General features: G+C 61.5%; 15 protein-coding genes. 8 read left to right on the top strand and 7 right to left on the bottom strand.

Annotated features, from left to right (window positions below):
• Positions 1-156: 156 nt before the first annotated feature.
• The gene (gene ffh / locus NW833_RS08680) at positions 157-1,590 is read right to left on the bottom strand and encodes a signal recognition particle protein (RefSeq protein WP_414412208.1); all 1,434 of its coding nucleotides are present in this window, start codon (positions 1,588-1,590) and stop codon (positions 157-159) included.
• 161 nt (positions 1,591-1,751) lie between these two features.
• On the opposite strand from ffh, the gene NW833_RS08675 reads away from it, so the two are divergent.
• From NW833_RS08675 to NW833_RS08665, 3 genes are all read left to right on the top strand, one after another.
• Positions 1,752-3,200 (top strand): carotenoid oxygenase family protein, encoded by a 1,449-nt coding sequence (locus NW833_RS08675; RefSeq protein WP_414412207.1) that lies wholly within the window; start codon positions 1,752-1,754, stop codon positions 3,198-3,200.
• A 247-nt stretch (positions 3,201-3,447) separates the two neighbouring features.
• Entirely contained in the window at positions 3,448-4,284 is an 837-nt protein-coding gene (locus NW833_RS08670) for a hypothetical protein (RefSeq protein ID WP_414412206.1), read from the top strand.
• 14 nt (positions 4,285-4,298) lie between these two features.
• Positions 4,299-4,583, top strand: coding sequence for a hypothetical protein (locus NW833_RS08665; protein WP_414412205.1), 285 nt, complete (start codon positions 4,299-4,301; stop codon positions 4,581-4,583).
• Positions 4,584-4,703: 120 nt separating this feature from the next.
• On the opposite strand, the gene NW833_RS08660 is transcribed toward NW833_RS08665, so the two are convergent.
• Entirely contained in the window at positions 4,704-9,551 is a 4,848-nt protein-coding gene (locus NW833_RS08660; protein WP_414412204.1) for a translocation/assembly module TamB domain-containing protein, read from the bottom strand.
• A gap of 371 nt (positions 9,552-9,922) precedes the next feature.
• Here NW833_RS08660 and NW833_RS08655 point away from each other — a divergent pair, with 371 nt between their 5' ends.
• The 5 genes from NW833_RS08655 (at position 9,923) to NW833_RS08635 (ending at position 13,235) form a co-directional block, all read left to right on the top strand.
• Complete coding sequence (locus tag NW833_RS08655; RefSeq protein ID WP_414412203.1) at positions 9,923-10,366, top strand: STAS domain-containing protein; 444 nt, start codon at positions 9,923-9,925, stop codon at positions 10,364-10,366.
• Between the two features lie 20 nt (positions 10,367-10,386).
• Positions 10,387-11,136, top strand: a complete 750-nt coding sequence (locus NW833_RS08650; protein WP_414412202.1) for a precorrin-2 C(20)-methyltransferase — start codon at positions 10,387-10,389, stop codon at positions 11,134-11,136.
• 646 nt (positions 11,137-11,782) lie between these two features.
• A complete protein-coding gene (locus tag NW833_RS08645) occupies positions 11,783-11,929 on the top strand; it encodes a hypothetical protein (protein WP_414410585.1) in 147 nt (48 codons plus the stop codon).
• 188 nt (positions 11,930-12,117) lie between these two features.
• On the top strand, positions 12,118-12,624 hold the full coding sequence (locus NW833_RS08640) for a GNAT family N-acetyltransferase (protein WP_414393119.1): 507 nt from the start codon (positions 12,118-12,120) through the stop codon (positions 12,622-12,624).
• 41 nt (positions 12,625-12,665) lie between these two features.
• On the top strand, positions 12,666-13,235 hold the full coding sequence (locus tag NW833_RS08635) for a peroxiredoxin (protein WP_414412201.1): 570 nt from the start codon (positions 12,666-12,668) through the stop codon (positions 13,233-13,235).
• Here NW833_RS08635 and NW833_RS08630 read toward each other — a convergent pair.
• The 5 genes from NW833_RS08630 to NW833_RS08610 all read right to left on the bottom strand — a co-directional run bounded on the left by NW833_RS08630 (position 13,232) and on the right by NW833_RS08610 (position 18,205).
• Entirely contained in the window at positions 13,232-13,417 is a 186-nt protein-coding gene (locus tag NW833_RS08630; protein ID WP_414393115.1) for a hypothetical protein, read from the bottom strand. The genes NW833_RS08635 and NW833_RS08630 overlap by 4 nt on opposite strands.
• Positions 13,418-13,491: 74 nt before the next feature.
• Complete coding sequence (locus NW833_RS08625) at positions 13,492-14,088, bottom strand: protein-L-isoaspartate(D-aspartate) O-methyltransferase (RefSeq protein WP_414406248.1); 597 nt, start codon at positions 14,086-14,088, stop codon at positions 13,492-13,494.
• A gap of 401 nt (positions 14,089-14,489) precedes the next feature.
• Positions 14,490-15,848, bottom strand: a complete 1,359-nt coding sequence (locus NW833_RS08620) for a gluconeogenesis factor YvcK family protein (RefSeq protein ID WP_414410581.1) — start codon at positions 15,846-15,848, stop codon at positions 14,490-14,492.
• Positions 15,841-16,842, bottom strand: a complete 1,002-nt coding sequence (gene rapZ, locus NW833_RS08615; RefSeq protein ID WP_414412200.1) for an RNase adapter RapZ — start codon at positions 16,840-16,842, stop codon at positions 15,841-15,843. Before rapZ ends, NW833_RS08620 begins: the two co-directional genes overlap by 8 nt.
• Positions 16,843-16,882: 40 nt before the next feature.
• Positions 16,883-18,205 carry a dihydroorotase gene (locus NW833_RS08610; RefSeq protein ID WP_414412199.1) on the bottom strand — a complete coding sequence of 441 codons (1,323 nt, stop codon included), beginning with the start codon at positions 18,203-18,205 and terminating at the stop codon, positions 16,883-16,885.
• Positions 18,206-18,289: the final 84 nt, after the last annotated feature.

Genomic DNA, 18,289 nt, shown 5'->3' with positions numbered 1-18,289 from the left:
CTGCGGGTGACGAGTTGCTGCGTCAGGTGGCGCAGGTGTTGCGCGAGTCGGCGCGCGCCTACGATGTCGCCGCGCGCGATGGGGGGGGGGGGTTGTGGCGGGGGGGGGCGGGGTTTCCGGATCCACCCACCCGTCGGTGAAAGGTCTTCGGCGATCTCAATTTCTTCCAAATCCCGGGCGGTTTGCCCCCTTTTTTCCCCCCCCTTTGTCTGGCTTGCGGCTGGACTGCGAACGCCCTCGCCATTGGGGGCCACCTACCGGCAGCGGGCCCCGTCCGCCCAGCATGCCCGGAAAGCCGCCCATGCTCATGGAGCGCATCATGTCGCGCATGCGCTGGAAATCGCTCACCAGGCGGCTGACATCCTCCAGCTTGTGGCCAGAGCCCAGGGCTACCCGCCGCTTGCGGCTGACGCTGCGGGCCAGCAGATCCGGGTTGCGCCGCTCCTCTGGCGTCATGGAGTTGATCATGGCCTCCGCCCGGGCTAGTTGCTCTTGGCCTTTTTGCAGCTGCTCGTCGCTAATTTTGCTCATTCCCGGCACTAGCCGCAGCAAGCTGGCTAGAGACCCCATGCGCTTGATGAGGCGCATTTGTTTAAGAAAATCGTTGAAATCGAACTGGGCGGTCATCATCTTTTCTGCCATGGCGGCGGCATCTCCCAGGTCGATTTCCTCCTGGGCTTTTTCCACCAAGCTGAGAATATCCCCCATGCCCAGGATGCGCGAGGCCATGCGATCCGGGTAAAAGGGATCCAGGGCCTCCACCTTTTCGCCAACCCCGATAAACTTAATGGGCTGGCCGGAAACCTGGCGAATGGAAAGAGCTGCCCCGCCGCGGGTATCGCCGTCCAGCTTGGTGAGGATGGCGCCGGTAAGACCCAGCCGCTCGTGGAAGGCCTGGGTGAGGTTGGCCGCCTCCTGCCCCATCATGGCGTCCACCACCAGCAGGATCTCGTGGGGCTGCACCGCGGCCTTGATCTGCTCCAGCTCTGCCATCATCTCCAGGTCGATCTGGAGGCGACCGGCGGTATCCAAAATAACGTAGTCGTAGCCCTGTCCCCGCGCAGCTGCCACCCCCTGGCGGGCAATCTCGACCGGATCCGTCTTGCCCAGCTCGAAGACGGGGATCTGGATCTGCTGGCCCAGGCTCTTGAGCTGGTCGATGGCCGCTGGACGGTAAATGTCGCCTGCCACCAGCAGCGGCTTTTTGCCTTGCTTGCGCAAGTACAAAGCCAGCTTGGCGCAAGTAGTGGTTTTGCCAGATCCCTGCAAGCCAACCATGAGCACAATGGTGGGGGGGTGCTCCGCCTGGGCAAGGGGCACGTTGGCCTCCCCCATTACCTTCACCAGCTCGTCGTAGACAATCTTGATAAACTGCTGATCCGGCGTTACCCCCGGGATCACCTCAGCGCCCAGGGCTGCCTGCCGCACCTCCTCGATGAACTGCTTTACCACCTGCAGGTTGACATCGGCCTCCAGTAGGGCGCGCCGCACTTCCCGCAGGGCTTCTTGGATGTTGGTTTCGGTGATCCTGTCCTGGCCGCGCAGCTTTCTCCAGGCCAGTTCCAACTTTTCGGCAAGGACATCAAACATGGGTGCTGTTGGTCAAGGGCTGCTAGGGCATTTCCTACCATAGTCCAGTTGGAGCCGCTCCAGCTTGGGGATCCCGGCCCCAGCGGCTACCTAGGCCGAGGAAGGCTAGCGACTTTACGAAAGTTTAAGCAACAATAGAAGGCGTCGCTTGCAGACTGGCCATGGTCAGCGTTGCTTCTTGCTCCTACAGCATCTCCGACTGGCAGTTGGGCTATCGCTCTTTGCGCCAGGAGTACGACTACTGGGTAACGGAGATCGAGGGGCGGATCCCTGAACGACTGCAGGGAACCCTCTTTCGCAACGGGCCTGGCAAGCTGGAAGCGGGATCCCAGCGCTATGGCCATCCCTTCGACGGCGACGGCATGGTCTGCGCCATCACCTTTGTGGGAGGGCGGGTGCATTTCCGCAACCGGTTTGTGCGTACGCCAGAGTTTGAAGCAGAGGAGAAGGCGGGTCGAGTCCTCTACCGCGGCGTGTTCGGCACCCAGAAGCCGGGAGGCTGGTGGGCTAATTTTCTCGATTTGCGCTTTAAAAATCCCGCCAATACTAACGTTATCTACCACGGCGGCAAGCTCCTAGCCCTTTGGGAAGCCAGCGCTCCCTACCGCCTAGACCCAGCCACCCTGGCTACCGAGGGGGTCGAGACCTTTGGCGGTGCCCTTGCTCCTAATCAGCCATTTACAGCCCATCCCCGCCGCCATCCAGAAACCGGAGATCTCCTGGCCTTTGGGGTGCGGACGGGCCCCCCTTCTACGCTTCTATTCTACCGCATTGACCCCCAAGGGCGGCTGGCGGAAAAGTGGGACTACCGCCTGCCAGATTTTGCCTTTTTGCACGACTTTGTCTGGACGCCCCGCCACTGGATCTTTTTCCAAAATCCTGTGGCCTTCAACCCCTGGCCCTACATGCTGGGCCTGCAGCCAGCCGGCACTTGCCTGACCCTTAAAAAAGGGGAGCCTACCCGTATCTGGCTATTTCCTCCCAAGGAAAAGCCGCTGCAGCTGGAAACGGAGCCGGGGTTTGTCTTTCACTTTGTCAACGGCTACGAGGTAGGGGAAAAGGTCCTAGTCGATGCCATCCTCTACGAGACCTACCCCGCCCTGGAGCCCGGAGCCGACTACCTGCAGATTGACTTTGCCCAGGTGCCAGCGGGCAAGCTATGGCGGTTTGAGCTGGATCCCAAGGCAGGCAAAGTCAAGCGGGAGCTGCTTCTGGATCGTTCGGTGGAGTTCCCGGCTATCCACCCGGCTTGCGTTGGCCGACCCCACCGCTACCTCTACGTTGGCGCTACCCATGCTCCCGGCCCCAACGCACCCCTGCAGGCCATCCTCAAGCTGGACACCGCAACAGGCCGCAGCGAGCAGTACAGCTTTGCCCCCCGCGGCTTCGTGGGAGAGCCAGTGTTCATCCCCGATCCCGAAGACGCTGCGGAGGAAGCCGGGTGGGTGGTAACAGTGGTCTTTGATGCAGCCAGTCAGCGCTCGCAGGTGGCGATCCTAGAAGCCGCTAACCTGGCAGCCGGTCCAGTGGCCCGGATCCCCTTGCGGCATCACCTTCCCTATGGCCTTCACGGCAGTTTCACTCCTCGCCTCTGGGCTGAGCCGGATTAGAGCCCTGTCCGCGCCAGTAGGCGAGAGGCTATGTGTTAGACTGGGAGTCAGAATTCCCGCGGGGGGTGTCAGAATGGCCTCTGGTCTGGAACCTTCCCTACAGCGTCTAAGCCCAGTCCCAGAGCCAAAGAGCTCCCCTGGACTAGAAGCAGCGGTGGGCGTTGGTACTCTGCCGGTCTCAGAGGGTGGAGTAGCCTCTACCTTCTCCAGCTTAGGTAACGCCGCCACGTCGGGAGAAAAAGCAACGGTGGCAAGACAGCGACCCTGCCTAGAGCCCATCCCTCCCCCAGGGGAAGTGATGCAGTATCGGGCCATTGGCCTCATTGAGGGTCGGTATATTCCTTCGCCAGATCGCTTTACGCGGGGGGTTTTGCGCACCTCGGATGGTCTGGACATCCATGCTGTCCTCCTGGGCCGGGTGATGAGCCTAGTGCGCAAGCACCTAAGGCCGGAGCGCAACTACCTGTGGGTGGTCTATCCCCGCACCCGCGACAAAGGCCAAAATCTCCACGTCCAGCTGATGGGAGTCTGGGCCCCGGAGGAAATGGGGCAAACCCTGCCCGAGGGATCCTGCCCAAGGGTGGTGCCGGACTGGTTTTCCATTCGCGGCGAGGTCGTTTTTCAATCCCAGGAGAGAGGGTTCATCATCGTCAAAATTCGCCGCTCCCACTCTCAGTTGCCCTCCCCTACTCATCCCCTGCCAGCCGCTAGCTCCAGCGACCAGCAAGTAGCTAGTCCGGGGGGCCAGCAGCAAGCAGGCTCTGCTTTGCCGGCAGCGCCCCAGGCTTTTAAGTTGCGCCTCCTTGGATCCCTGCCAGGCAAAGGAGTAGGTATCTTCTGGGATCTGCAGGCGCGCCGCCGCGGCTCCCAGCTCTACATAGAGTCGGCAACTCCTATTGGCCCTGTGCCCAGAGAGCGGCCACAGCCCCAGGCAAAACGTTCAACTTCCCCTTCCAAACCCAAGAAGAGACCTCCCAGCGCCCCAAGGCGCGCGCAACAACCGCTCCCCAGTCAACCTGGCCTGCCGCTGGATCCCGCCAAGGCAGCCAAACCTCCCAAGCCCACTAAGAAGAAACGTCCATAGTTTCTACCTTCGCCATGACAGAGTCAAACCCTCCTCCCAGAAAAGATGAATTCATCTCCCCCCGCTACCCCTACTGGGGCGAGGTCAAGCCGCAGAACTTGGTTTTTGATGCCAATTTACAAGAATTCAGCCATAAGGTGTCCCTAATTTGTAGCTTAGAGACAGGGGGCAAGATTACCCCAGAAGAAGCCTACCGCCAAATTAAAAAGCTGTGGAAACAACTCAAACAAACCAAAAAAGCTATCCTGGACGAGCCTAAGTGGAACGAGCCTCCTCCCAAGTTGCCAGAAGAAGAGTGAGTTAGGGCTTTCCTCTAGCCCTCCTTCGGGACAGTGCTGCGGAGCAGCTTTGTGGCACCCTGGGCAACCTCGCCAACGAAACAAGCTAGCAACTTAGCACGTCCGTTTCTTCTAGTAGGTTTAAAATCGGGTCTCAAACTCGATGGAAAGGGTGTTGTTGCCCTGGAAGTCGGTGCTGGCGCGGGTGAGGGTTTGGTCGCTGAGGCGGTAGCGGGCGCTGTAGCGGGTGGGCTGCAAGGGATCCGTCAGGTTGCGTTGCACGGAGACGGAAGTGGTCGGCCCCAGATCGCGGGCTACTTCCAGGACCAGGCCCACCGAGGAGCGTCTGGGAGCACGGGTGTCAACTGGGGGAACGGGGCTGAGGCGAACCTCATCCAGGCCAAGGGTGTCCCCCAGCGTTTCCACCACATCGTTGAGTAGGGCCGTTCCCGCCAGCCCGGCCACCCCTGCTTCTGGATTGAGTCGGGCCAAAGCTGTTCCTCCTAGCAGGGCGACGATCTCTTCTGGGGATCTGCTGGGACTGCTAGAAAGCGTCAAAACCCCGTTGCGGGGATCCGCAGCCGCAAGCTGGCTGGCCCGCCCGTTGACGGTGGCCCAGATCTCGATGCTCTGCTGGGATCCCGGCAGGTTGCGGTTGGTGTCGAAGGGAGACAGCTCCTGGGGAAAGCGGTAGACCTCGAAGGCTTGGGTCACCAGACGCAGGTTGAGGAAAGGATCGAAGGGGTTGTCCAGGTCAAAGGTGGCGGTGTTGGGGCGGGAGCGATCCAGGCGAAAGTTGGCAATGGGCAGGCTGACGCGGCCTCGCTCCAGGGCGATAGTGCCCGCCGGGCGGAGATCTGAGGGGGTGCCGAACAGGCGCAAGCTGCCGGTGGCGTTGAATTCAAACAGGTTGGGGCGCTGCACGCGGATCCCGGGCCCTAAGACCAGCTCCAGCCCGTTCAGCCGCGGCTGCCAGAAGGGATCTGCCTGGGTCGAGTCGGCGGGAGCTGCCGCTTGGCGGGGGCTGACCTCGACAATCCCATGGGAGGCCTCTAGACGACCCTCGAGCAAAGGACGCAAGAGCAAGTCTTTCACCAATACGCTGCCTTCCAAGCGGCCGGTGTAGAGATTGGGCAGGTTGAGCTGGATCCCTTGCAGTTGCAGCGTTAGGGGTGGCGAGGTTTCGTCCATCTGCAGGGCGCCGCGGGAGTTGACAGGCAAAACCCCTCGAGCCACCAGGGATCCGCCCCCCACCTGTCCCTGTAGCTCCCGCACCTCCAATTGGTTGAGGTTAAAGACAATTTGGCCAGTCAGGTTGGTGATAGGCTCCGGCAGGGCAGCCAGCTTGAGGATCCCGGAGCTGAGGTTGAGGTTTCCCTGCAGGCTAGGCTCTTGCAAGGTGCCGCGGATGGCCAGCTCCAGTTGGCTTTGGCCACCTTCCCAGCGCACCTGGTCGGTGAAGAGGTTGATTAGGCGCAGGCCGTCCTTCTTGGCTTGCAGGGTAAGGTCAATCTGATCCGAGGCAGCCCGCACTTGGGCAAAGGGCAGGGTGTAGGGCACCAGGCCGGAAAGGCGGATTGGCTCGTCGCTGTTGGCTAGGAGAGCACCCTCCAGACGCAGTTGACCCTGGTTGTAGTCAAATTGCCCCTCTACCTCCCGCAGCGGCACCTGGTTGATCCGGGCGTTCACCACCGTCAGGGAGCCGCGGGCCCGGGGATCCCGCAGGTTGCCCGCTAGTTCCACATCCAAGTTGAGATCCCCTTGGAGTTCCAGCCCCTCGGGCAAGAAGCGATCCAGCAAAGCCAGAGGAAACCCCTGAATTTGCAGGGATCCCGACTGCTCCTCCAGGCCCAACTTGCCGGTGAAAAGGGCTTGGCGTTCCCCACTGCGCAACAGCAGCGGCTGTAGCACCACCGCCCCCTCGACCAGGCTGCCGGCAGCGGTGAGGCTTTCGACCCTAAACTCCTCTGCTTGCCAATTCCAGCCCTCCAGGTGAAAACTGACGCTGGGCTGGTCGAGACTGCCAACCAAGCTGAGGCTGGCCTGGAATTCTCCTTGCAAGCTGGTGGGTGGCGGGATGCGGGGATCCATGCGGCTGGCCAAGGCCTCCAGGTGGGCGGCCAGAACCTGGGCGTAGTGCTCCAATTGCTGCAGCAGGGGAGAACCGGGCAGGCCAACCGGCTCTGTCTCTAGCACGGCAGCAGGGCCTAGCGGGGGCAATTGCAGGCCGCGGGTGGCGAGGTCTTGCCACTGCCGCCACTTAAAGGCGGAGACAATGTCTTCCAGGCGACCCTGGCGGGTGCGGATCTGCAGGTCAATTTGCGGAACGGGAAGCGCTGAGGTGGGCTTCAAAGCAGCCTGGAAGGAGGCCGCCGGCAGCTCCAAGGTGCCGCTGGCGGTGTAGGTGCTCTCGAACAGCTCCAGTTGGGCTTGGGCAATGGTCAGGCGAGAGGGGCTGGAGCCGTCTCCAGGACGGTAAGCGAAATCCACGGAGAGGCCCTGGGCTTCGATCCCCCCTAGCCGCAGATCTGCCACCGCTGCCCGTCCTTGGGTAGCGCCGCTTGCCAGGTCAACGGTCACCTCCCCATCGAGGCTCCCCTGCAGACTGGCCCACGGCCCAGCAGCCACTCCCCCCAGCAAAGCCAGCGGCAAGCGGTTCGCCGCCACCTGAAGCTTACCTTGGTGGCGTTGGCCGCGCAGTTCCCCCTCGCCCAGCTGCAGCTCGAACTGCAAGGGCCGAAACTGGGGATCCAACTGCAGCGCCAGCCGCTCCCGCGTCCCCTTCAGCTCCACTGTCATCCCCTGGCTAGACCCCTGAAAGGGCCCGGCCAAGTCAGCAAAGGCCACCTCTCCCACCCGCAAGCCGCGCACCTTGGCCTCGCCGGCCACCTGCAGGTTGTCCGGAGATCCGCGGAGCCGCCCCGATCCCTGCAGCACTCCTGCCACCCTCGGCGGCAAGCCGGGCACTTTGGCTAGGGGGATCCCGTCAGCGGCAAAGTTGAGATCCAGAGATCCCACCTGCAAGGTCTGCGGATCCGCGAGGATGCGCCCCTCTACTCTGCCCAAGCGGGTGGTGTCGGCCAAGACTTCTGCTGCTTGGATTGCCAAGCCCCTGCCATCCCAGGCCACCTGGCCTCTAATGGAGTCAACTAGCCCATTTTCCTCCCCAAGCCGCGACAGGGTCAGGGATCCCTGCGCCCGCAGCGCCGCCAGGAGACCCACCTCCGCCGCCTTCCCTGTGTCCACCTGCGCCGTCAGCTCCCCAGAAACGGATCCGGGCCACTGCGGGTTGAAAAACGCCAGCGGCACAGCCTGAGGAACCACCTGCGCCTGGAGCTGTCCTGCCTCCCACCGCCCCGCCGCCTGGATCCGGCCCTCCCCTACGGCCAACACTGCCTGGGGCACCTCCACCACCCAGCCGTCCCTGCCAGGCAGGATCTGCAGCTTTCCTCTTCCAGCGAGCTCCTCCCCCTGGATTTCCCAAGTGGCCTCCACCTGGGGCTGGGATCCCGCCAGCACCACCTGGGCCTGAGCAGTTACCCGCCCCGCCCAAGGCAGCTTGCCCCTCTGTGGCAGGTTGACGCCGTAGAGGGACAGCACCTGCCCCGCGTCGGCCGCGGTAACCTGCAGATCAAACTGGCCTGCCAAGCCGCTAGCCCACTGCAGTTGGCCGGATCCCTCGAGGCGTCCGCCTGCAGCTTGCAAGTCAATGGCCTCAAAGGCCAAGGTCTGGTCGGCCAAGCGGAAGCCAAAAGCATATTGCGGCACTGGCAGGCGATCCACCCGACCTGGCGAGATCCCTTGCAACTGCCCTTGGATCTGCGGCCCCTCCAGAGGGCCCGTGACCGCTAGGGATCCCGCCACCACCCCTTCTGCCGCCACTGGCAGCTTGAAGTTAAAAGTCTCCTGGATTTGCTGCAGGCTGGCCGGGGCGATGGCGGCTTGCAGATCCAACCCCTTGTCGCTGAAGGCGATGGAGCCGTTGAGATCTTCAAAAGCAAGCTGGCCAAAGCGGCCGCTTATCCCCTCCAGTTCCAGCTCCTCCAGGGTAAAGCGAACAGAGCCCCTCACCTCCTCAAAAGGATGAGGCAACCTCTCTAGCCTCAGCCGCGCCTGCTGAACCTGGGCTTGCCCCGTCAACTCCAAAGGGCGTTTGTGCAAGCGGGACGGAGTCCCTTCTCCTCCCCAAAGGACTTGCAGAGCTAGACTAGCTTCCCCCTCCACCTCCGTCCAGGGCGCTGCCGGCAAGATGCTGGGCAGCAGATCCAAAGGCAGGCGAGCAGCAGCAACCGTCACCGAACCAGAAACCTGGGCAAAGTCCGCCACCCCCCGCAACTGCAGAGGGTACCTCCCTCTACCTGCCAGCGGGCGCAGGACCGCCGAAAGCTGGAAACTGGCTCGTCCTCCGGCTTTCTCCCCCGGCAGGGCACTCAGCCTCACCTGCACCTGGCCCCGCAGCCCCTCGAACTGCCGTCGCTCCCCTACTAAGGGGATGACCGTCAGGGATCCCCCCCGCAAACGGATGTTCAACCCCTGCAAGGGCAGGGATCCCTCCCCTTGAGGCAGTTGAAACTGCACGTCTGCCCAGCCGCGATCCAGCGTTTCCATGAGCAGCAACTGGGGCTGGTTTAGGGTAACATTGAGCACCCACTCGCCGGTTTGTAGCCATGTCCAGAAGTCGGGGCTGAGGTCAATAGAGCCAATGCTGGCCAAGTGTTCAATGAAGCTTTCTCCCAGCCGCACTCCCCAGGGAGCCACAAGCCTCACCTCTCCCAATTCCACCCGCCGGCGCATCGCCTGCGAGAGGGCAGCTTCCACCTGGGGCAGCACTTGGTTCTGAAAGTAGATGCCAGTTCCCCAGGCGGCGCCAAAGGCGGCAGCCGTCAAGCCCAAACCCAGGCCTGCCCCTATCCTCGCCCAGGTCTTGGAGGAGAGGGGAAAGGGTCGCTGCGGCACTTCACCCTCTTTGTTGCGTCGCTCTTCGCCCAACACCTACCCTCAGGATCCAAAGCACCCCCCTTGAGAAGCCCTCCTTGGGGATAGCCAAAGCTGCCCCCATCCTACCCAAGGACTCCTGGCTGGCCATGAGGGGCCAGAGAGAAGAAATCCCTACTCCCAGCCGCAATCCCCTGCCCATGGACATGGCTTGATCCAGCCCTCTACAATGAGGCCCACGGGTGGTTTGTCTACACCCCCAGCTTGCCGGGGGGATCCCTCTGGCAGGGCAGTGTGAGCTACCACGTAAGTAGGGAGCAGTACGAGGGGCTTACAGTTTTGTCCCCTGGTGTGTTGTATAAGGTTGTATAAGCCTTTTGGAGCAGTCGAGATAAAGGAGAGAAGCCATTCCGGAACCTCTGTCTTTGACAGTTAGCTTGCGTGGTAGCCACGAGGCCCTGGAAGACTGCCAGGTTTTCCACCTAGCCGGCCTTCTGGATGCCTTCTCTGAGCCGGTGTTCGTGAAAGTGGTCACCAGGCACCTAGAAAAGGGATCCCCCAACCTTATCCTGGACTTGACAGGGATCGATTTCATCGACAGCTCCGGCGTCGGTGCCCTGGTGCAACTGGCCAAACTGGTGCAAGAGCGCGGGGGCATCTTCCAGGTAGTGAGCAATCCTCGCATTACCCAAACGGTAAAGCTGGTGCGGCTGGAGAAGTTCTTGTCCCTGCGCAATTCACTCCAGGAAGCTTTGGATTATCTAGCTGCAGAGAGCAAAAGGCGCTCCGAGCAGGCCTCTCCCCCCCCTGAGGCTGGCTCCGAAGCCGCCGGATCTAGCCCGGAGGAGCCCAAGGGCGAAGCTTCCTAGGCCGCTGCTGGGATATTGGAATGGGTCTGGGGACTTTTTGGGGCATCAGCGCTGGCGCCGGGGATCCCGAGTGGCTGACCCTAAAAGCTGTTCGGGTTCTCCAGGCTGTCAACTGGGTGGCCTGTCCCCAAAATGCTGCTGGCCAGCCTGGTTTGGCCTACCAAATCGTGCGTCCTTGGCTGCAACCGGGACAAACGCTCTTGCCCCTGCCTTTGCCCTTTGTTACCCAGCCTGAGCTCCTCCAGGCGGCGTGGGAGGCGGCTGCCGAGCAACTAGCTCCCCTTCTGGAGCAGGGAGAAGATGTGGCCTTTGTCTGCGAAGGGGATGTGGGCCTCTACAGCACCTTTGCCTACCTGGCCCAGGCCCTGCGGCAGCGGCTCCCTGACCTGCCCATCCAGGTCGTACCGGGGGTATGCTCTCCTCTGGCTGCTGCGGCGGCTTTGGGATCCCCTTTGGTCCTCGGCCCCGAGAAATTGGCAATTTTGCCCGCTCTTTTTGCCCTAGCAGAGCTGGAGGAGGCCTGTGCTTGGGCTGAGGTGGTTGTCCTCATGAAGGTGGCTTCCGTCTACCCCCAAGTTTGGCAGTGGCTGGCCGAAAAAGGCTGGCTGCAGCGGGCTAGCCTAGTGGTCTGGGCCGGCTGGCCCCAGCAAGCCCTTTTCCCCACCCTCGACGGATTGGCTGACTACCGCCCCCCCTACTTTTCCCTATTAATCCTGTGGCCTCAGAATCGCAGCTCTCCTCGAGTGGCTGACTTGCCAAAAAGCTCCTAAAAAATGAGCTTTTCTCCGGGAGAAAAAGCAAGAAGATTTGACCGCAGGATCCACAGGTACTACCCGTGAAGAAAGATGGAAATCAAATTGAAGAAGTAACATAAACTGTTAAAAACAGTTGCCAGCCGCTACAGGGGTAGGCGGCCTGGGCTAGATTAGAGGTGTAGTGATTCAGGAAAGGAGGTAGATCCAGCGGAAAGGTAAGACACCGGCTTGCAACTTGCTCAGCCTCAAAACTGCCAGCAAAACAACCTCTCAAGTTGATCCCACGTAAGCTCTCAATTGGCTGTGCTGGCAGGTGTACCAAGCAAGGGGTTGTCTTGCCTAGTGGAGCACCTGGCCTCTCCGACAGGTTTTCCCCCAAGCTAAGGGACATGGGAGTTAAATCAAATAGCGGCTGGGTTTACTGAAGCCAGGCACTGTAGCGTGAGGGGTCGCTTACCTCGTCTGGAGTGGTGAAAAGACAGTAAGTTCTGCTGCTTCTGGAAGCGCCAGCCTGCTATTTCGAGTCTCCAGCAAGAATCAGCGAAGATTGGAGAAGACGTGGAAAACCGGTGCTTCGGTGAGGTTCAGGTGCTCCTCCTGCAGGCTCTAGCGAGCCGAGATTTTTAGTAAAACTTGAGATTTCTTGAGGTGGGGGGTCTCTATGTTTACCTTTCTGTCGAAAATTGCAAGAGCAGTTATTCGCGTGTTCACCCCTGCCAAGTCCGACCTAGTGGAAGTCGGCTACCAGCCCATCACAGATGATATCTATCGCGGCAAGCGCTCGGCTCGCTATGCCGGTGAGCTGTAGGACGAGGGGGGAAGGAGAGGGGTTTGCCACGTCCAGGGGTTGAGCTCCTAAGAGGTGGCCAGCGGGTTGGTCTTCGTTTCAGGGCTGTTAAGCTCTGGCTTTGGTGCTGGGGTGGCGGTTCCCGAGCAAGGGCCGCCACTTCGCATTGTTTGCGAAAATGGTAGGGATACGTAAGCGCTCCCTCCACAGTGCCCTCCCTCGTGGTCTATCCCGCCACAGCCGTCGACCTGGATCCTGTGGTGGAGGTTCTTGCCCAGGTCTTTTACCCGCCCCTAGGCCTGCAACGCTGGCTGCACCCCATTCACAAACGGATCATTCGTCAGGATTTACGCCTCAAGCTGGCAGCCAGGGATCCCTACTACTGCTGCTTAGCGGCGGCGGTGGGGGCGAAAGTGGTGGGGACTGCTGAGATCTCGCTGCGGGCGATGGCCCACGGGAAGTATCCCTACCTTTCGAACTTGGCGGTGCTGCCAGAGTGGCGACGGCAGGGAATTGCGCGACAGCTTTTGCTCAGCGCTGAGGAGGTAGTGCAGAAGTGGGGCTATCGCCGGTTACAGCTGCACGTCCTGGAAGATAACTTGCCCGCCCAGCAACTCTACACCCAACTGGGCTACGTGCCCCTCGAGCGCACCCCTCAGCTTTGGCAGTGGCTGGGGATCCCACCCCAGCTTTTGCTCTGCAAGTGGCTGCCGTAAAGTTATGTAAACTAGAGGGAAAAGGCGAGAGAGGCGTTGCCGTGGACGTTGAGACCGTAAGCAGGAGGGGCTGGGGGGCCGTATTTGTAGCTTTGTTTGTAGCTTTGCTGGTTAGCTTTGGAGGGGCTCAGGCTGCCTTTGCCCAGTGGGGCACTACTCCCCTGCCCTCGATTGGGGCCCCAGCGCCAGAGTTTGAACTGCCAGATCAGTCGGGCCAGGTGCGGCGCCTGGCGGATTTTCGCGGCAAGTGGGTTGTGCTCTACTTCTACCCCCGCGACTTCACTGCCGGATGTACGATCGAGGCCCGCCGCTTCCAGCAGGATCTGCCCAAGTTCCAGGCCCTGGGAGCGGAGATCGTGGGCGTAAGCGCCGACTCGGTGGACTCCCACCGCCGTTTTTGCCTAGCAGAGGGACTGCAATTTCTTTTGCTGTCGGATCCCCAGGGCACGGTTAGCCGCGCCTACGGCTCGTGGATGGGGGATATGGCCCTGCGCAACACCTTTCTCATTGATCCCGATGGGATCCTGCGGGCTATTTACCCAATCGTCAACCCCTACCGGCACAGCGCCGAGGTCTTGGCCCAACTGCAGGAGCTTACCAAGAAGGGCTAGTCCTGGGGGCCAAAGGTCTGCTCGAACTCTTGCAGCAGCTCGTCAATCTCCTCTAAGGCTTGGTTGACATCGACGCGCAAGTCCCCGAGATCCGGCCTTTCCAAAAGCTTGACCAGGACGGGCCGGCGCTCGCGAATACGTCTGATGCGCTCTTTTAGGGCGGCAATTTCCGCTGGCTCCATAGCTGCAGTGGTTGCCTCAGCTCCTCCAGCTTATCGCTTTCCTAGTCAGATCGCGGCCTTTGCTAACCCCTGCCCTAGACCATGGGCACAAATTGCACGGGGAAAGCTTCCTTTTGCACCACTCCTTCCGGCGTTTTGTGGAGAATGAGCAGGGACTGGGATGCCTTGCTTTCACCTATCGGTACCACTAGGGTACCTCCCACCGCCAGTTGATCCAGAAGCGCTGTCGGCACGGTTGGGGGTGCGGCTGTAACCACAATGGCGTCGTAGGGGGCGTGTTCCGGCCAGCCCTGGTAGCCATCTCCCTGACGCACCTCCACGTTGCGGTAGCCAAGGGAGGCCAGAGTTTGCTGAGCGCGGGTGGCTAGGGGAGACAGTCGCTCCACGCTGTACACCTGTCGGGCCAGCTCAGCCAAAATGGCCGCTTGGTAGCCGGAACCAGTGCCGATTTCCAGCACCACCGACTCAGGCGTGAGGCGGGCTGCCTCGGTCATAAAGGCAACGATATAGGGCTGAGAGATCGTCTGGCCGTAGCCGATGGGCAGGGGGCAATCTCTGTAGGCGCGATCCCGCAGCTCGGGGGGAACAAAAAGGTGACGCGGCACCTTGCGCATCGCCTCCAGCACCCGGGGATCCCGGATCCCGCGCTGAAGGATCTGCTCCCTTACCATCCGTTCCCGTTGGTCAGCCCAGGGATCCAAGCCACTCTCGGCACAGGGCTGAGGAGGGCGAACCCCACCCGTCCTGCTAAAGAGGGACGAGAACAACCTTACCATTGGCGCCTAACCTCCAAAGCTAACAGCCTGCCCGGATTTCCCTGGAATGCTGCGCCGTAACTTGGGATCCCTCACCTCGATCCTGGCCCACTTTTAAACCTGCTGCCACAAATTTCTCCCGGAAATTCCATAGCCCCGATCCTGCAAGGGCCCAGGGTGGCCAAAATCCGTCGGGGTGAGTCGTTGCTAGCGAAGCGGCATCGCCGGGAAGTTTCCCTCCTCCCCCGCCAAGAAAACCTGACAATTCCGGCTTTTCCCCGCAAGGGGATGGAAGAATCTAGGAGCTACAGGAGGGCTTAGCGGTGTCTGTCGAACCAGCGCATCAGCATTGCCGCTAGGCGCTCAGGGTTGTGGCGCACCAAGCCAGTTTCGGGATCTTCTTGCATGACGTTGGCCAGAACGGCGCGGCAGCCCAAGTAGGCTAGCTTATCCGGGTCCAAAACCACAAACTCGGAGCCGTTGCGGCGGTAACGCTCTAGGGTGCGAGGGGAGGGGGGATCCCGTTGCACTAGGACGGCATCGAACAGGCGCAGGCCCGCCACCCGATCCAAGGCCATGACGTGATCTCCAACGGTGTAGCCGTCGGTTTCCCCCGGCTCCGTCATGATGTTGCACACGTAGATGTGGGGCGCCATGTTTCTGGCCAGGGCCTCGACAATTTCAGGGATGAGGAGGTTGGGAATGATGCTGGTGTAGAGGCTGCCCGGCCCCAGCACTACCAACTCTGCTTTCTCAATAGCCTCGATTGCCTCGGGCAAGGCGGGAGGGTTGGGGGGATCGCAGCCAATGCGGCAGATGCGCCCCCTAGCTTTGGTGATGTTGGACTCACCCACGACGCGGCGGCCATCGCTTAACTCGGCCCAGAGGGTGACATCGGCTAGAGTAGCCGGCAGCACCCGTCCCTGAATGGCCAAAACCTGAGAGGTAGCGGTGATGGCCCGGACCAGGTCGCCCCCGGTTACCGCGGTGAGGGCGGTGATGAACAGGTTGCCGAAGCTATGCCCGCTCAGCCCTTCCCCCGCCTGGAAGCGGTACTGGAACAGCTCGGTGAGGAGCTTTTCCTCGTTGGCCAAGGCCGTGAGGCAGTTGCGGATGTCGCCAGGGGGCAACACGCCGATCTCCCGCCGCAGGCGCCCTGAGGAGCCGCCGTCATCGGCCACGGTAACGATGGCGGTGATGTTGGAGCTGTAGTGCTTCAGCCCCCGCAGCAGGTTGGAGAGGCCGGTGCCACCCCCCAGCACCACGATGCGAGGGCCACGGCTTAGCCGCCGATGCGATAGGAGCTTATCCACCAGCGCTTCGTCCCCTTCCGGGATCAGCACATCTTCGATGGAGCGCAGGGCGCTGCGAAAGCCCAGCACCGCCATCACCAAGCCAATCCCGGTTACCAAGGGACCACTGATGTTGTTCGGGATCCAGGTGGTGATCCAGCGCAGGGTAATGTCGATTAGCCGCTTCAGGCGAAAGATGGGGGTCAGCTCCGTCCAGATGGCAATGCCCAGCAGCATCAGGAGTACGCCTCCCACGGCCAGGCTCAGCCAGCGTTTGACGGCCAGGCCAGGGAAGAGCCATTTCCAGCCACTTCGCCACCAGGCAGCCTTGCGGCGGCGAGGTCCCCGGATGGGGGACTTGTTGCGGAGCTCAGGTTTACTCATGGGAAAGAACGCCGGCCAAAGGGATCCTAGCCTCTGGCTGCTCCTTGCTGGGGCCAGCAGGCGGTGCTCCAAAGCAGGCTTCCAGATCCCGCTGCGACTCCAGCAAATGGCAGTGCTGGATCTGGAGGTTGAGCTCGGGCAGGCCAGAGCCGTTGGCAGGAAGGGTCCAAGGCTGCAAATCCTGGGCCAAGCGTTCCACCAGGGCCACGGAGCGGTGTTGCCCGCCGGTACAGCCGATGGCGACGGTTAGGTGAGGCCGCCGTTCTGCTCGATAGTGGGGCCACCAGGCCCGGAGGAGGGAAAAGATCTGCTGGTAGGTGGACTGGGTCAGCGGATCAGCAAAGAGAAACTCCTGCAGCAGCCGATCCTGGCCAGTGAGGTGGCGCAGATGGGGCTGAAAGAAAGGGTTGGGCAGAAAGCGCACGTCAAACAGCAGGTTGACCTCAGGAGGAATGCCGTACTTGAAGCCAAAGCTCACTAGCCGCAGGTTGAGAGGTTGGGGGAGCCCCTGCACCAAGGCTTGCAGTTGCTGCCGCAGTTGTTGGCTATTGAGCTCCGAGGTATCCAGCAGGTGGGTGCAGCGCTGCCGGATGGGGGCTAGTTCGCGGATTTCTTGCTCGATGGCTTCCAGCAGGCCGCCACCGGTGTGGTGGGGGTGGGGGCGGCGGTGGGCGCTAAGACGCTTGAGCAAGACCGAAGGCCGGGCTTCTAGGAACAGGAAAGGGATCCCCTGCGCTCGCATCCAGGCATCTAGCTCGGGGAGCTGCTCCCGATACTCCTGGGCGTGGAGATTTAAACTCATGGCCAAAGCGGCGTGGTGGGGCCGCATCGCTTCAACCAAGGGGATGACCTGGGCAGGCGGGATCCCTTCCAGGCCGGTGTAGCCCAGTTGCTCGAGTTGCTGAATGGCCAAAGTTTTCCCTGCTCCGGTCAGGCCGGCAAGCACCAGAACGGCTGGGGCTGCAGGGGTTGGTTTTGTCAGCTGATTGTCCATGCAGCCTATTCTAGGGCGAGGGGGGATCTACCTCTACTGGCTAGCGGCAAAATGTCAGAGCCTGGCCGCGCACCGAGGGATCCACCTGGCCGTTTTGAAAGACGATCTGCCCGCCCACAATGGTTAGCAACGGCCAGCCCACCAACTCCCAGCCCTCGAAGGGGCTCCAGCCACATTTGGTCAGCAGCTCTTCCCGTCGCACTGGCTTGGGCGTATGCCGATCCACCAGCACCAGGTCGGCGTCGTAGCCCACCTGCAGCCGCCCCTTGTTGGGGATCCCGTAGAGGCGGGCCGGCGCCTCGCACATCCACTGCACCACCTGGTGTAGAGTACAGCGGCCCTGCTGCGCGGCCGTCAGCATCAGGGGCAAGGCCGTCTCCACCCCAGGCATGCCAGAGGGGGAGTGGGGGTAGGGCTGGGCCTTCTCGGCCAGGGTGTGGGGGGCATGGTCAGTGGCGATGCAGTCCAGAATGCCGTCGTGCAGTCCCTGCCAGAGTTGCTCCAAATTGGCGGGATCCCGCAGCGGCGGGTTCATCTGAGCCAGGGATCCTAGGCGAGCGTAATCGGCAGTGCTCAGCAGCAGGTGTTGGGGGGTAACCTCAGCGCTGACCCAGGCCGGCTTGTGCTGGCGCAGCAGCTCCACCTCCAGGCCAGTGGAGAGGTGCAAAATGTGCAGGCGGTGGCGGTAGCGGGTGGCCAAGTCTAGAGCTCGGTGCGAGGCAATCAAGGCTGCTTCTTCGTCCTGAATGAGGGAGTGAACCGCCACATCCGTACGTCCGGCAAAAAGAGCTCGGCGGGCCTGAATCCGCGCGTGATCCTCAGCGTGGACAGCAATGACCAGGTTGGGATCCGTTTCGGCAAAGATCCTCTCTAGAGCAGCCTGATCATCCACCAGTAGCGGACCATGCATGGATCCCATGAAGATCTTGATGCCGCAGGCTCCTTGCACCCGTTGCAGCTCCTTTAAGTTATCGGCAGTGGCTCCAATGAAAAAGCCGTAGTTGACGACGCACTTGCTGGCAGCCCGCGCCAATTTGTCCTCTAGCGCTCTCTGGTCAATTGTTGGCGGATCCGTATTGGGCATCTCCAAAAAGCTGGTTACCCCACCGCGAGCGCAAGCCCAGGATCCCGTCTGCAGGTCTTCTTTGTGCTCGCGGCCTGGCTCGCGAAAGTGAACCTGGGGATCGATCACCCCCGGCATCAGGGTATGGCCCTTGGCCTCGATGACCCTAGCCACCCCTTCTGTGGAGAGATGTTGGCCAATCTGGGCAATCCGCCCCTCCTGCACCAGCACATCTCCCACCCAGGGATCCCCTTCCGGTACCACCAGCTCGGCATTGCGGATCAGCAGGCTACTGGCCAAAGCTCCGCTTCCCCTTTCACAGGCGCTTTCAAGATAACACCTGTCGAGCAGGTTAAGAACCGGCCAATCGATGGAACAGCTAGT

Source organism: Synechococcus sp. O70.1, assembly GCF_047462215.1.
Classification (GTDB): domain Bacteria; phylum Cyanobacteriota; class Cyanobacteriia; order Thermostichales; family Thermostichaceae; genus Thermostichus.
Note: the sequence above shows the minus strand (reverse complement) of the source record. Positions and strands in the feature narration are given on the sequence as shown.

Excerpts from the sequence above, each read along its gene's own strand:
- NW833_RS08620 (WP_414410581.1), bottom strand. The coding sequence starts at position 15,848 with ATGAGTAAACCTGAGCTCCGCAACAAGTCCCCCATCCGGGGACCTCGC.
- NW833_RS08645 (WP_414410585.1), top strand. The coding sequence starts at position 11,783 with ATGTTTACCTTTCTGTCGAAAATTGCAAGAGCAGTTATTCGCGTGTTC.
- rapZ (WP_414412200.1), bottom strand. The coding sequence starts at position 16,842 with ATGGACAATCAGCTGACAAAACCAACCCCTGCAGCCCCAGCCGTTCTG.
- NW833_RS08650 (WP_414412202.1), top strand. The coding sequence starts at position 10,387 with ATGGGTCTGGGGACTTTTTGGGGCATCAGCGCTGGCGCCGGGGATCCC.
- NW833_RS08675 (WP_414412207.1), top strand. The coding sequence starts at position 1,752 with ATGGTCAGCGTTGCTTCTTGCTCCTACAGCATCTCCGACTGGCAGTTG.
- ffh (WP_414412208.1), bottom strand. The coding sequence starts at position 1,590 with ATGTTTGATGTCCTTGCCGAAAAGTTGGAACTGGCCTGGAGAAAGCTG.
- NW833_RS08630 (WP_414393115.1), bottom strand. The coding sequence starts at position 13,417 with ATGGAGCCAGCGGAAATTGCCGCCCTAAAAGAGCGCATCAGACGTATT.
- NW833_RS08625 (WP_414406248.1), bottom strand. The coding sequence starts at position 14,088 with ATGGTAAGGGAGCAGATCCTTCAGCGCGGGATCCGGGATCCCCGGGTG.
- NW833_RS08665 (WP_414412205.1), top strand. The coding sequence starts at position 4,299 with ATGACAGAGTCAAACCCTCCTCCCAGAAAAGATGAATTCATCTCCCCC.